The sequence below is a fragment of the Ruegeria sp. CDSC054 genome (assembly GCF_059610645.1).
This window is the reverse complement of sequence record NZ_JBXWOA010000004.1, coordinates 1-13362: the sequence shown is the minus strand read 5'-3', so window position 1 is coordinate 13362 and position 13362 is coordinate 1. Positions and strand designations below refer to the sequence as shown.

Annotated in this window: 17 protein-coding genes and 1 pseudogene; 9 read left to right on the top strand and 9 right to left on the bottom strand. The window is 56.5% G+C overall.

The window, feature by feature from the left end:
- Positions 1-49 precede the first annotated feature (49 nt).
- Positions 50-1447, bottom strand: coding sequence for a sensor histidine kinase RegB (gene regB, locus AC2FGC_RS09855; RefSeq protein WP_496726304.1), 1398 nt, complete (start codon positions 1445-1447; stop codon positions 50-52).
- 92 nt (positions 1448-1539) lie between these two features.
- On the opposite strand from regB, the gene AC2FGC_RS09850 reads away from it, so the two are divergent.
- Together AC2FGC_RS09850 and AC2FGC_RS09845 are read left to right on the top strand one after the other, a co-directional pair.
- Positions 1540-2160: an SCO family protein gene (locus AC2FGC_RS09850; RefSeq protein ID WP_496726318.1), complete on the top strand. Its 621-nt coding sequence runs from the start codon at positions 1540-1542 to the stop codon at positions 2158-2160.
- Positions 2161-2246: 86 nt separating this feature from the next.
- Positions 2247-2801: an ActR/PrrA/RegA family redox response regulator transcription factor gene (locus tag AC2FGC_RS09845; RefSeq protein WP_058275167.1), complete on the top strand. Its 555-nt coding sequence runs from the start codon at positions 2247-2249 to the stop codon at positions 2799-2801.
- Positions 2802-2832: 31 nt separating this feature from the next.
- Here the strand turns inward: AC2FGC_RS09845 and AC2FGC_RS09840 are convergent, their stop codons facing one another.
- Entirely contained in the window at positions 2833-3189 is a 357-nt protein-coding gene (locus AC2FGC_RS09840) for a hypothetical protein (protein WP_496726305.1), read from the bottom strand.
- Between the two features lie 225 nt (positions 3190-3414).
- Here AC2FGC_RS09840 and AC2FGC_RS09835 point away from each other — a divergent pair, with 225 nt between their 5' ends.
- Positions 3415-3786 carry a VOC family protein gene (locus AC2FGC_RS09835; RefSeq protein ID WP_496726306.1) on the top strand — a complete coding sequence of 124 codons (372 nt, stop codon included), beginning with the start codon at positions 3415-3417 and terminating at the stop codon, positions 3784-3786.
- A 176-nt stretch (positions 3787-3962) separates the two neighbouring features.
- On the opposite strand, the gene AC2FGC_RS09830 is transcribed toward AC2FGC_RS09835, so the two are convergent.
- Both AC2FGC_RS09830 and AC2FGC_RS09825 read right to left on the bottom strand, forming a co-directional pair.
- Complete coding sequence (locus AC2FGC_RS09830) at positions 3963-4490, bottom strand: CHAP domain-containing protein (protein ID WP_496726319.1); 528 nt, start codon at positions 4488-4490, stop codon at positions 3963-3965.
- A gap of 260 nt (positions 4491-4750) precedes the next feature.
- On the bottom strand, positions 4751-5344 hold the full coding sequence (locus AC2FGC_RS09825; protein WP_496766071.1) for an HD domain-containing protein: 594 nt from the start codon (positions 5342-5344) through the stop codon (positions 4751-4753).
- Between the two features lie 204 nt (positions 5345-5548).
- On the opposite strand from AC2FGC_RS09825, the gene AC2FGC_RS09820 reads away from it, so the two are divergent.
- From AC2FGC_RS09820 to AC2FGC_RS09810, 3 genes are all read left to right on the top strand, one after another.
- Complete coding sequence (locus AC2FGC_RS09820) at positions 5549-5863, top strand: hypothetical protein (RefSeq protein WP_282170565.1); 315 nt, start codon at positions 5549-5551, stop codon at positions 5861-5863.
- 104 nt (positions 5864-5967) lie between these two features.
- The gene (gene ahcY, locus AC2FGC_RS09815; RefSeq protein ID WP_496726308.1) at positions 5968-7356 is read left to right on the top strand and encodes an adenosylhomocysteinase; all 1389 of its coding nucleotides are present in this window, start codon (positions 5968-5970) and stop codon (positions 7354-7356) included.
- A gap of 14 nt (positions 7357-7370) precedes the next feature.
- Entirely contained in the window at positions 7371-8120 is a 750-nt protein-coding gene (locus AC2FGC_RS09810; protein WP_496782205.1) for an extensin-like domain-containing protein, read from the top strand.
- 17 nt (positions 8121-8137) lie between these two features.
- Here AC2FGC_RS09810 and AC2FGC_RS09805 read toward each other — a convergent pair whose 3' ends face one another.
- The gene (locus AC2FGC_RS09805) at positions 8138-8785 is read right to left on the bottom strand and encodes a DUF899 family protein (RefSeq protein WP_496736549.1); all 648 of its coding nucleotides are present in this window, start codon (positions 8783-8785) and stop codon (positions 8138-8140) included.
- Between the two features lie 198 nt (positions 8786-8983).
- Between AC2FGC_RS09805 and AC2FGC_RS09800 the strand changes: the two genes are divergently transcribed.
- On the top strand, positions 8984-9325 hold the full coding sequence (locus AC2FGC_RS09800; RefSeq protein WP_058275175.1) for a DUF2853 family protein: 342 nt from the start codon (positions 8984-8986) through the stop codon (positions 9323-9325).
- 213 nt (positions 9326-9538) lie between these two features.
- Here the strand turns inward: AC2FGC_RS09800 and AC2FGC_RS09795 are convergent, their stop codons facing one another.
- From AC2FGC_RS09795 to tsaD, 4 genes are read right to left on the bottom strand one after another with little or no spacing between them, the layout of a single operon-like run.
- Positions 9539-9961 (bottom strand): EVE domain-containing protein, encoded by a 423-nt coding sequence (locus AC2FGC_RS09795; RefSeq protein WP_496736547.1) that lies wholly within the window; start codon positions 9959-9961, stop codon positions 9539-9541.
- Positions 9961-10230, bottom strand: a complete 270-nt coding sequence (locus AC2FGC_RS09790; RefSeq protein ID WP_496736545.1) for a YciI family protein — start codon at positions 10228-10230, stop codon at positions 9961-9963. The genes AC2FGC_RS09795 and AC2FGC_RS09790 overlap by 1 nt, the downstream gene beginning before the upstream one ends.
- Before the next feature lies 1 nt (position 10231).
- Positions 10232-11194, bottom strand: coding sequence for an NAD(P)H-dependent glycerol-3-phosphate dehydrogenase (locus AC2FGC_RS09785; protein ID WP_496782203.1), 963 nt, complete (start codon positions 11192-11194; stop codon positions 10232-10234).
- Positions 11191-12288, bottom strand: coding sequence for a tRNA (adenosine(37)-N6)-threonylcarbamoyltransferase complex transferase subunit TsaD (tsaD, locus tag AC2FGC_RS09780; RefSeq protein ID WP_496782201.1), 1098 nt, complete (start codon positions 12286-12288; stop codon positions 11191-11193). Before tsaD ends, AC2FGC_RS09785 begins: the two co-directional genes overlap by 4 nt.
- 96 nt (positions 12289-12384) lie before the next feature.
- On the opposite strand from tsaD, the gene AC2FGC_RS09775 reads away from it, so the two are divergent.
- The gene (locus tag AC2FGC_RS09775; protein ID WP_496726313.1) at positions 12385-13098 is read left to right on the top strand and encodes a uroporphyrinogen-III synthase; all 714 of its coding nucleotides are present in this window, start codon (positions 12385-12387) and stop codon (positions 13096-13098) included.
- A gap of 54 nt (positions 13099-13152) precedes the next feature.
- Positions 13153-13362 (top strand): annotated as a pseudogene (locus tag AC2FGC_RS09770) (hypothetical protein); the annotation flags it as partial.

Here is a 13362-nt window from a genome sequence, read left to right as displayed (position 1 = left end):
ATGCGCCTTAATGGTTAACGGGGTCTTAACTTTGTTCCCCAGGGACAGGTCAGGTTTGGAACCGTTGGTTTACACCTGAAGGCACAGGCGTATCACCGGTTTGCGCATCCACAAGATTACGCGGCCAGGTCACCTTGACGATCGCGCCCCGACGTTCGGGGTTATTCGACAAGCTTTGGTAAGGGTCCGATCCGTTGGCGAAATCCAGCTCGGCTCCGCTGCGTTCAAGCAGCGTTTTGGCAATGAAAAGACCCAGACCCATGCCTTCATATTCCGGACGGGTCCTTTTGTCGGTCTCACTGCGGCGGCGACGCATGAAGGGATCGCCGATCCGGCCGATCATCTGCGACGGATATCCACGACCGTCATCCATGATGCTGACGGTGATCTGTTTGGTGGACCATTCCGCCTCGACCCAGACATTCCCGCGCGAAAAATCCACCGCGTTCTGAATCAGGTTGCGCAGACCGTGAATGATCTCGGGCTTGCGCAGGATCGAGGGCTGCTGCACATCGCCATCCTCGGCCGGACCTTCGAAGAAATGAACGGTCTTGCCACGGTTGATATGCGGCTCGGCAGCTTCATGCACAACGGTCGAAAGCGGGGCTTGTCGCAAATGCAGGTCGTCTTTGCCGGCCCGGCCCATGTCTCGCAGGATATCGCGGCAGCGGTTCGCCTGCTCGCGGATCAGGGCGGCGTCCTCGATAAGGTCGGGCCGGTCGTCCAGCTCTTCCATCAGTTCGGAGCTGGCGAGTTTGATCGTCGCCAGAGGCGTGCCCAGCTCATGCGCGGCGGCAGCGACCACGCCGCCCAAATCGGTCAGTTTCTGTTCGCGCGCAAGCGCCATATGGGTGGCAGCCAGCGCTTCGGACATGGACTGCACCTCAGAGCTGACACGATGGGAATAGGCGCCCAGAAAGACGATTGCGATGACGATTGCCGCCCAGTTCCCGAACAGCAGAATATCTGGGATGTCCAGTTCTGCCCCCAGTGCGGTGCGCAAAGGCAGGTGGAATTCGGCCAGAAGCGTTGTCAGGGCAATGGCCACGCCGCCTATAATCAGCGTAGATCGGGTGCTCATGACGCTGGCGGAAATAGTGACAGGACCCACCAACAGCAGTGCAAAAGGGTTGTTCAAACCGCCGGTCAGGTACAGCAAAATAGTCAGCTGAAGCAAGTCGAACAGCACCATCAGGAAGTTCTCGAACTCGGACAGGCGCTTGTTGCGGGGAAACAGCAGAATTGCAGTCAGGTTCCCCATGACCGAGACGCCGATAGCCAGATAGCAAAGCGTCGCATCCAACTGGATGTCATAGGCCTGCTGCGCGACCGTGATCGCTGTGATCTGGCCGAAGATCGCCACCCAGCGCAACAGGATCAGGGTGCGCAGCCGAATCCAGCTGCTGCGTTCCTGACCGCGCCATAATGTGATGTTGGAATTTGCCATCGGTCGATTATGTCCTGTTGCATCGGCTGAACTTCTTGATAGGTGTCCCGGCCGAAACGATCAACAACCCCTCTTATGTCAGGATTGATGTCATGGTCCGTCTTTATGCCATCCTCGCAACCGTTGTTCTGGCTGTGGGCCTGGGGGCCATGTGGCTGCTGACGCGCGGTGCCGGATCAGACGACAAGTTCGCACAATGCCGGACCAGTCAGATCGCTGGCGGAACGGCGGCCATCGGCGGGCCGTTTGAGCTGCTCAACGGCAAGGGCGAAACAGTCACCGACACCGACGTGATCACCGAACCGACGCTGGTCTATTTCGGCTATACCTTTTGCCCCGACGTCTGCCCCTTCGACATGTCCCGCAATGCCGAGGCCGTGGACATTCTGGCCGAGCGTGGCCAGTCCGTGACACCCTTGTTCATCTCAATCGACCCTGACCGTGACACGACCGAGGTGGTAGCGGACTATGCCTTTAACCTGGGTGGCAAGACTATCGCGCTGACCGGCACGCCCGAGCGGGTCAAGGCAGCCAGCAAGGCCTACAAGACCTACTACAAGGCCCATGACAAAAGCGATGAGTACTATCTGGTCGACCATTCGACCTTTACCTATCTTGTCACACCCGAGGATGGGTTCATCGAATTCTTCAACCGCGATGACACCGCCGAGCAGATGGCCGACAAGGTTGGCTGTTTTCTCGACAAGATCTAGAAAGTGACGGGTTGTTTGACCTTTGGGATGGCGCTGCTATTACTCATGGTTAAGCCAAAGGCGTGAAATAGCGGAAAGAACAGAATATGGCGGACAGCTCTGACCTCGACATCGGCCCCGATAAAACCCTGCTTTTGGTGGACGATGACGAACCGTTTCTGAGACGTCTGGCCAAAGCAATGGAGAAACGCGGGTTCGAGGTTGAAACCGCAGGTTCCGTCGCCGCAGGCCGCGCCATTTCCACCGCCCGCCCGCCCGCCTATGCGGTCGTTGACCTGCGACTTGAAGATGGCAACGGTCTGGATGTGGTCGAAGTTCTGCGCGAAAAGCGCCCCGACAGCCGGGTTGTGGTCCTGACCGGATACGGTGCGATTGCCACCGCCGTTGCTGCAGTCAAGATCGGCGCCACGGATTACCTGTCGAAACCCGCCGACGCCACCGATATCACCAACGCGCTGCTGGCCAAGGGCGATGAACTGCCCCCACCACCAGAAAACCCCATGAGTGCGGACCGCGTCCGTTGGGAGCATATCCAGCGGGTCTATGAGCTGTGTGACCGGAACGTTTCCGAGACAGCTCGACGTCTGAATATGCATCGCCGGACGTTGCAGAGGATTTTGGCAAAGCGCAGCCCACGGTAGGAGCTTCACTACAAACCGAAAAACAGCAGAGCTACGCGGAACCCAAGATTTTCCACCACTTTTTCTTTGTGTTTTTTCTAGGGGGCGTGTTGCTTTCAGGTACCGGGTTTTTACTGGCGCAGGGGTCTCTCGTCCCATCAGATGCACCAATACACAAGGCCGATCTGAAGTATGAATGAGCTCCTCTGAACATCTTGGAGCGCTCATCTTTGTTTGGTTCCTGAGAAATTTTGTCCAAGAAATTCGAGTACGCGATAACCAATCCTTCGATTTCTGTCCCGAACATCACGGCACCGGCCCGCTGCGCCTTTTCTGGATCAGTGTAAAAGTAAGCGATGTTGTACATCGCGTTTGGATCAAACTCACCATTTGTGACTTCGTCGATCAATTCCCGTTAGTTTTGATAGACTTCTAGGGGCAACACAAATTGAGCTTCTGTTCCTTCGGGCTTCATTTTCAATTTACCTGTAATGCGTTTTCAACTGGGGTTATTCAGTGATGAAGTGCTTTGTTTCACAATAGTGGAAAGCTGTCACCTGTTCGTGACTTGCGCAGTCCGATCCAATCACCAAATCTTTGGCCACAAACTTCAAACAAAACAGGAACCCCCAAAATGATCGGATATGTGACCATCGGCGTTTCAGATATGGAGCGCGCTAAAAATTTTTACACGACACTGTTTGCCGACAAGGGCGCAAAAGTTGTGATCGACGCGGGTCGCATCGCCTTCATCGGAAATGACCCGTCGGCTCCGATGCTGGCCGTTTGCACACCCTACGATGGCGAAGCCTGCGCGACCGGCAACGGTGGAATGGTTGCTTTTGCAGCAGACTCCAAGGATGAGGCCAAAGCGCTTTACGAGAAGGCAATAAGCTTGGGAGCTACAGATGAAGGAGAACCCGGCCAGCGCGTCCCTGATCGGTTCTACGGTGCTTATGCTCGCGATCTGGACGGCAACAAGCTGTGTTTCTACGTCTTCGGTTAAAGCTGATTCAGCAGAACCTCATGCCGATCCATAAGCGCCCGCCTTAACTGAACAGGCGGGCGTACTCGATTGGCACCTTTTCCTTATGGCCTTGTAGTGGATTTTGACGAACCGCAAACCGCGATTGCACGCAATGAACTTGGGTGGATCTGAGCAGTAAACCGTTCAGAGGACTCTCATTTAGGTGGATTGCCAGAGTCCGGATAAATGAACCCGTTCACGGGGTACAAACTGCCATATTGACCCGGAAGGCTTTCGACCCGAACCAAGGTCCAGTCATTGTGCTTGGATACGTCTTTGACGCCCATTTTCAGGGACACCTTGTTGCGATGCCAGTTGGCGTGGTTCACGATGACTTCCCGATCGGTAACAACATCTGACACGACAGCCACATGGCCAAGCGGCATCCCGCGGGTTGCCCGAAACGACATCACCGCACCCACGACCGGCTCATTGCCGCGGCCAAAAGAACTGCGCGCCTTGCCCCACCAATCCTTTGCGTTGCCGCGAATTTCGATACCGCTGAGGCTGCGTGCGTAGGGAACACACCATACTCTTTGCCCCCGCGCCTGTTTTTGAGAGACCTCTCGCAACGCCATTGACTGACGTTCCGGATCAAGTTCCACATCGGTTGGGTTGTGCGAGCAGGCAGAAATCAGACTAAAGAGCCCAACCGCAAGCGCGGTTCGGGTTTTGCCGGACAAGCGCGGCCAGGTCGTATTCGTATTGCGTATGTCGTTGTTCAAGAAGCTTCACTGCCCGTTCGAAGACAAGCATGTTTTAGGGTGATCCGATGGGTTGTGAAAAGAGGCCTGCCAATACGCGGCAAGATTTTGCCGGTTCTCTGTTACATGATTGAAACACTGGTTGAGCTTTTAACTGTACCCATATCCTGAAGGTTGAGTACAGGCTTGCGCAGGCTTTTCCCTTGGGATGAGAACCGACAGTGGATGAGACCGGTATTTTATAGCGAGGATATCAACGCCTCATGCCGCGCCATAAACGCTTCTCGAACCTCAACCGGAGGTCTGAGCGTTATTTGCAAGCCCTCCATCACGGTCTGATCGGGCCGACCAAAGAACTTTGTCGCCTCATCCTCGGAAAACCCGGAAATCTGGGTCGCTTCCATCCATGCGCTGATCTTGTCGGCCTTCTTGATCTGCCGTTTCACCGTTTTCGGCACCTCGGCGGGTAATCCGAACCGGATATGAATCGCCGCCGCCAGACGGTCATCCAGCGCACCGTAATCCGGGCCAACGGCGGATTTGACGGGTGAGATCATGTCTCCGATCACATATTCCGGCGCATCGTGTAACAGCGCGGCCAATCGCCACTTCACGGGTGCTTTGGGTGCAATCCGGCCGAAAAGCTCTTCAACCAGAAGGGAGTGCTCGGCCACGGAATAGGCATAATCGCCAGCGGTTTGCCCGTTCCAGCGGGCCACAAAGGCCAGACCGTGCGCGATATCTTCGATCTCGATATCCACAGGGGTCGGGTCCAGCAAATCCAGTCTGCGACCGGAAAGCATTCGCTGCCATGCTCTGGGTTGTGTTGCCATTCTGCCATGCCTTGTGAAGTAGGACACGTTAACTTCGCGCTTTTGTGCTATGATGTACCTGTCTGGATCACAGGCTGCCAACAATTTATTGAGCTTTCGTGCTTTGAACCTGCACGTTTTGATCCCGACATATGGACTGAGGGGGGCGTACTCCTTTCAGTTGTGCCCCTCTCGTACTGAAACACGTATCGAAAGGAGCATGTTATGTTCAAACGTCTATTTGCTATAACCCTGACCTTCGGCATGGCCGCTACAGCGCCGCCCGCCTTCGCCAAAAGCTGTGCACAGCGCGAACATGTGATCGCCAAACTGCAGGACAGTTATTCAGAAGAACTGGTCTTTGGCGGATTGCAGAAAACGCGGGGCGCACGGGCTGTTATGGAGGTTTGGACCTCGAAGACAACCGGAAGCTATACGGTTCTGGTGACCCAGGCGAACGGCATTAGTTGTATTGTCGCCGTTGGCACAGATTTTTTTGAAGCGATACCAAAGATAGAGCTAAAGGGTGAACCAAGTTGATTTAGACGGACGGTTTATCCCCTTTCCGGCCATTCGCGTTGCCACCTGCCCCAAGTAATGCTAGGGGCTGCCCGGACTATGATTTACCGGAAATGGAGCACCTGATGGCCGGGGACTATATCGTTAAAGACATTTCATTGGCTGGGTTTGGCCGCAAAGAGCTGGACATCGCCGAAACCGAGATGCCGGGCCTGATGTCCCTGCGTTCAGAATATGGCGAAAGCAAACCTCTGGCGGGTGCCCGTATCGTCGGTTCGCTACACATGACCATCCAGACCGCTGTTCTGATCGAAACTCTGGTCGCGCTGGGCGCGGACGTGCGCTGGGCATCGTGCAACATCTTCTCGACCCAGGATCACGCGGCGGCAGCAATTGCCGAGGCAGGTATTCCTGTCTTCGCCATCAAAGGTCAGACACTGGAAGAGCACTGGGATTACCTGGACAAGTCCTTCCTGTTCGACGATGGCCCAAACATGATTCTGGACGATGGCGGCGACGCGACATTGTACATTCTGCTGGGCGCACGTGCCGAAGCGGGTGAGGATATCATCGCTGTTCCGACATCCGAAGAAGAAGAAGTCATCAAGGCGCAGATCGCCAAGCGCATGGCAGCATCCCCGGGCTGGTTCACCAAGATGCGCGACCAGATTCAGGGCGTGTCTGAGGAAACCACCACCGGCGTGAACCGCCTGTATCAACTGGTGAAAGACGGCCAACTGCCGTTCCCGGCGATCAACGTGAACGACTCGGTTACCAAGTCGAAATTCGACAACAAATACGGCTGCAAGGAATCGCTGGTCGACGGCATCCGCCGCGCCACTGACACCATGATGGCCGGCAAGGTTGCCGTGGTTTGCGGTTACGGTGACGTTGGAAAAGGCTCGGCCGCGTCGCTGCGCGGTGCTGGTGCCCGTGTGAAAGTGACCGAAGTTGACCCGATCTGCGCCCTGCAGGCCGCGATGGACGGTTTCGAAGTCACGCTGCTGGAAGACGAAGTCGCATCGGCCGACATCTTCATCACCACAACCGGCAATAAGGACGTGATCCGCATCGAGCATATGCGCGAGATGAAGGACATGGCCATCGTCGGCAACATCGGCCACTTTGACAACGAAATTCAGGTGGCCAGCCTGAAGAACCACAAATGGACCAACATCAAGGAACAGGTGGACATGATCGAACTGCCCTCGGGCAATCGCATCATCCTTCTGTCCGAAGGCCGTCTGCTGAACCTTGGTAATGCGACCGGTCACCCATCTTTCGTGATGTCAGCCTCGTTCACCAACCAGGTTCTGGCGCAGATCGAGCTGTTCACCAAAGGCGACCAGTATAACAACGACGTTTACATCCTGCCCAAGCATCTGGATGAGAAGGTCGCGCGTCTGCATCTGGATCGCATCGGCGTCAAGCTGACCCAGATGGACAACGAGCAGGCGTCTTACATTGGCGTGAAGCCCGAAGGCCCCTACAAGCCGGAACATTACCGTTATTGAGTGCGAAAGAACGCATGAGCAAACACTCCGGACGCCGCCGATTCCTGTTATCGGCGGCGTCTTTTGTTTTCAGTATCGCCGTTGTCGCCATCCTGTTCGGAGGGGGCGGATGGTGGTTGCTGGCGCACCCGGAAACACCGGTGCCAACGCATTGGAATCCCCTGCGAGAGCTGAAAGTCACCGCGCCAGTCACGCCAATCACCCGGTTTCAGCTTAATCGCACGCTAGCGAACGAAGTACAGTGTCGCGCCGCCTTGGCCGACGCCGGAGCGAACTTTGAGGCGATGGATGATCTGGTCGTGGATGAGAATTGCGGCATCACCGGGCGCGGCCTGTTGTCTGCGCTGGTGACAGCGGATGTAAATGCGGTCGAAACCAGTTGCGCGACCACTCTGCGGCTGGCCATGTGGGAACATCATGTAATTCAACCCGCTGCGAGAGATCTTTTGGGCACGCAGGTCAGTCGCTTGCGGCATGTGGGCAGTTACAATTGCCGCCAGATGCGTACCGCTCAGGGTCAGAGCAGTGGTTGGAGTAGCCACGCCAAGGCGGATTCCATTGATATTGTTGGTTTGCAATTCGCGGATGGGCGCAGTCTGACATTGCTATCCGATTGGGGCGACGAAGGACCTGAAGGTCAATTTCTGCACCAGATCTGGCGCGGCGCATGTGATTGGTTTCGTGTGGTATTGGGTCCTGATTTCAATCGCTTGCACGCGGACCACTTTCATCTACAGGGTCCCGGATGGGGTTATTGCCGATAGGTTATCTTGGCGGGTATTTAACGCAGGGACGGAAAGAAATCTCCGCGTCCTTGTGGTGTGAAGTCCAGAATGTTCCACAGCGGCCACGCCGCATCCACGTGCCGCGGATGCCAGTCACTGGGCTCGAAGAACAGCTCGGAACTCCAGAAATGGCTTATGCCGTCCGCATCGCGTTGAAAGACGTTCAGGATCGGCAGTTGGCTTCCATCATCGGCCTCGGCCAGATAGTCGCGCTGATAGTCTGTGCCCAATGCAGAATGAAGCGGTAGATCATCCCACGACATATCCGCTTTCAGCGCTGCCAGCCTTTCACAGGTGTTTTGCGCCACGACCGCAAAGGCGATTTTCTGCGATATATGGGCGATCTGCCCATTCAACCCGTCCAGAAAGGCAGAACACATCGGGCAAGGTGCCTCTGCATCCGGCCCGTACATAAGCGAGTATATAGCCAAGGTGTCATGTGATCCGAACAAAGACGACAGCGGTGTTGGCGCACCCTTGTCCGACCGGAATGCATAGTCCCGCGGAACTGCCCCGCCTTTGGGCAAACCGCGGCGCAGCTTTGCAACATTTTCAATCTGAGCCCGCAGTTCGGCTTCAGCCGACAGCAAGGTGTTTCGCGCGGTTCTGTATTGCGAAGTTTCGTTGGGTAGCGACACAGGCATTGTAGCCTCCTGGTTCTGGAACAAGTAACATATTTAACCTTATTGTTAAATAAAGGACCATCAAAATCAAGCCTCAGATCAAACCGGCAGGGTTTAGGGGGAATGCCGCTAATTTTTCCCTTTGTGCAAATTCCCGCTCCCGTTACCGTGTCTGCGGCGCTGGTATGGCCAAAAACGAGTTTCAACCGGGAGATAACCATGGGAAAACGCGACGACCTGATCGCTAAATATGCCGAGGACCTGAAGTCCAAATGCGGTATGGACGCAGATATGGATCTGCTGACCAAAGTCACAATCGGCTGTGGACCTGCAATTTATGACGCCGATGCATCGACTGTCGCGGCAACTCAGGAAGGTGAGTTGGAAACGGTCAAGAACAACTTCCTCATCAAAAAGCTGGGCCTGTCGGACGGACCGGAACTGATGGAAGCGATCAACAAGACACTGGAAACCTATGGCATGTCCGAGCGTAACAAATACCGCGCCGTCGTATATTACATGCTGACCAAGCACTTCGGCAAAGAGGCTGTTTACGGCTGATCCCGCCACACCTTTTTTGCAGCGCCCGTCAGATCCCTGGCGGGCGTTTCCAATTTTAAGTACTTGCCGTTTGAACCGCGTCGCATGGATCGGTTAGTGTCAGGACGTGACCAGGACGGTCAGAGCCAAAATTTCCATACGCGTGTGGTGAGTCGGGAGCACGCGGGGTAGGGAAGGTTCTGCATCTGTCAGGGCCTTCCCTTTAATTTGGTATTAAGTGGACTGCGTGCCGCCCAGATCGCAGATCACCTGCCATTCCGCATCGCTGACCGGCTGAACGGACAGGCGAGAGTTTTTGACCAGCACCATTTCCGCCAAACGTTCGTCGGCCTTGATCTGATCCAGCGTGACGGGGGTTGCAAACGGGCGCACGGCCTTGACGTCCACGCATTCCCAACGCTCATCATCCGTGGTGCTATCGGGATGCGCCTCGGCGCAGACCTCGACAATACCAACAATCGCCTTGTCCTTTTGCGAGTGGTAAAAAAACCCGCGATCGCCAACTGCCATCTGACGCATGAAATTGCGCGCCTGATAGTTGCGCACGCCGTCCCATTCTTCGCCCGCATCCCCTTTTGCAACCTGCTGGTCCCAGCCCCAGGTCGATGGTTCGGATTTGAACAGCCAGTACGCCATCAGCCTATGACCTTTTTCCACGCAATCAGGTCAACCGATTGGAACAACCCGGCTTTTGCATAAGGATCGTTGTCCGCCCAATTTTGCGCGGCGGCCATGTCTTCGACCTCCAGAATGATCAACGAGCCGATCATTGCGTCGCCGTTCAGCAAGGGACCCGCCTGCGCAACGACACCCGTTTCCTCAATATAGGCCAGGTGGGCAGCGCGATTGTCCAGGCGGGTTTGCAGCGCGCCGTCCTTGTCGCGGGCGATGAGAGCGATCAGCATATTATTCCTCCTTCAGGGGTCGGTTGAGCAGGGCTCGGATAGCTTCGGTCACACTGTAGGCGCCACTGCTAAGGTCTGCCACCGTTGTACTGATTGGCATGTCCAGCCCCTCAGCGGTGGCAATTTCCGTCATGGCCCGCGCTGTGGCGACCCCTTCAACAGTGGTGTGGGTATCGAACTGGATATTCCGACCCAATGATAGGCCAAAGCGATAGTTTCGGGATAGTTCGGACGAGCAAGTCAGGACCAGATCCCCCAATCCAGACAATCCCATAAGCGTATCGGGTCGCGCCCCGCGCATCAGCGCAAAGCGCTGCATTTCTGCAAACCCGCGTGTCATCAAGGCGGCGCGCGCGCTGTCGCCCAACCCGGCCCCGATTGCAGCGCCACATCCAATGGCGATCACGTTTTTTAAAGCACCGCCCAATTCCGCCCCAACCATGTCGGTGGTTCGATAAAGGCGCAGGTTGGCAGTGGTCAGGTCGTGCTGCAGAGTCAGACTCAGCGAGTCATCTGCGCAGGCCAAGGTTAGCGCCGTTGGCAGTCCGCGTGCAATGTCGTCGGCAAAGCTGGGGCCGGTCAGCAGGGCGGGTCGCGCATCCGGGATCGTTTGCTGGATCACTGAAATCGGCCCAAGCCCGGACGATAGCTCGATACCCTTGCAGCACGCCACCAAGGTTTTTCCGGCCAGATCAGAGGCCTGCGCTTGCAAGGCATCGCGCAACTTTTGCATAGGGACAGCTATCAGCAGAACACCAGCCTTGGTCGCCTGATCGATGTTCGATGTCACCGTGATATCAGCAGGCAAAGCCACGCCAGGCAAACGCTGGGTGTTTTCACGCGCTGTTTGCATATGCTGGGCCTGATCCTGATCCCGAGACCACAGCGTGACCGGCCCGTTCCCGGCCAGTGAAATGGCCAGGCTCGTGCCGAATGCGCCAGATCCCAGAACCGAAACGCTCATGCCTTGGCGCCTTTCTTGCCGCCGCCCAGCATAGCAGGACTGGTCTTGTCCAAAGGCCAGCGAGGGCGCGCCGTAAGGTCCAGACCATCCCGCGCACCAGCGCGAAATCGTTCCATGCCGGCATAGGCAATCATGGCGGCATTGTCGGTACACAGTTTGAGCGGCGGTGCAGTAAACCGGGCGTCCTTTTCGGCACAAACAGTCTCTAACGCAGCCCGAATGGCAGAATTGGCGGCAACGCCGCCAGCGACGGCAATAACTGTGTCTGTAGGGTTTTCCTCAAGATACCTGTCAATCGCGCGGCGGGTTTTCTCGGCCAGAGTATCGACGATGGCTTGTTGGAACCCGGCACACAGATCAGCGCGGTCCTGACGGGTCAGGCCGCCCTTTTCGGCAACAATCTGATCCCGCATCCGCATCAACGCGGTTTTCAACCCCGAAAAGGACAGATCGCATCCCGGCCGATCCAGAAGAGGTCGGGGAAACCGGAAACGCTTGGGATCGCCAGAATGTGCTTCAACCTCCACCGAAGGACCGCCGGGTTGCGACAGGCCCAGCAAACGGGCGGCTTTGTCGAACGCTTCTCCGGGCGCGTCGTCAATGGTTCCGCCCAGTCGGGTAAATTGTTCCGGCCCGTGTGCGATCAGGTACTGGCAGTGCCCGCCTGAAACCAGCAGCATCAGGTAGGGAAAGGCTATGCCATCCGTTAACCGGGGCGTCAGCGCATGACCGGCCAGATGGTTTACACCGATCAAGGGAAGCCCGGTCGCAGCGCTCAGCCCCTTGGCGCACATGACGCCGGACATGACCCCTCCGATCAGGCCGGGACCCGCAGTGACGGCGATCGCATCCATATCTGCCAGTGTCAGTCCTGCGACCTCCAATGCCTGCACCACGCAAATGTCCAGCTTTTCGGCATGGGCCCGCGCGGCGATTTCCGGCACGACCCCGCCGAATGCGCTGTGCAGTTCCGTCTGGCCGTGAACGATAGAGGACAGAACTTCGGCACCCGCACCATCGGATTGGCGCACGACAGCGGCGGCCGTGTCATCACAGCTGCTTTCCAATCCAAGAACGGTAAGTGTTTGCACCATAGGCCTGATCCGTTGCATCATGACACCCAAGCGGGGTATCACCCTGCGCGGACGCAAACAATCCCAAGGCCGAAGGCCCCGCCATTGTATTTGTTGATGACCCGCCCTCGCGCCGCCTCTGAAAGGTTTGTTGCGCAGTTGCCGACCCGCGTCAGGTCACGGATAGACGTCATCTATTCTCCAATCCTGGAAATCCGACCCCTGAGGGTTGCGGTCGAAACGGGCGGAATTCGCGGATTGATCTTTACTTCGGCCAATTCGGTCAATGCCGCCGCTTCGCTTGGCGTCAAACCCAATCTGCCCGCCTATTGTGTTGGTCCGGCGACCACTGGAACCGCCAAAGGTGCCGGATGGGATGCAATGATGGTAGGCAATACCGCCGAAGAACTGGTGGCCTACCTGTTGAAGCAGCGGCCTGAAAGCCCGTTGCTGCATCTCAGGGGTGAACATACGCGGGGAAATGTTGCCAGACGCCTGACCGAATCGGGGCTGACAGTTCGCGATCAGATTGTCTATCAACAGCGCCTGTTACCGCTGACATCCGAAGCGGCTGCGGCCACATCCGGTGTCAGACCTGTGCTCGCGCCGCTGTTTTCGCCCCGAACGGCGCGACAATTTGCCGAAATCTGGACCGGAACCGCGCCCTTGTGGCTGGTTTCCATCAGCGAAGCCACGGCCGAGCCCCTTTATTCCTTGGACTATGAGCGCCTAAAGATCGCCAAAGAGCCGACACCCAAGAAAATGCGGAAAGCCGTGAAAAAGCTTGTCAAACACGCGATGCGGGTTGAGCGTGGAGAGACCACTGATTAACTTAGACCGGTCTGTTATTCATATGAAATTGGATTCGATAAGGGGAACGTCGCGGTGGCTCGTAAGAAAAAGACCGATCAAAAGCCGGTGGAAGACCCCAAGTCGGACGAAACGGTTGAATTCACCTCGCAGCGTGATGAGACAGTCGTTGACGCGGATGAGCCGCTAGAAGAGACCCTTTCCGAAGCCGAAGCCGAAGCCGAAGCCGAAGCCGAAGCCGAAGCCGAAGCCGAAGCCGAAGCCGAAGCCGAAGCCGAAGCCGAA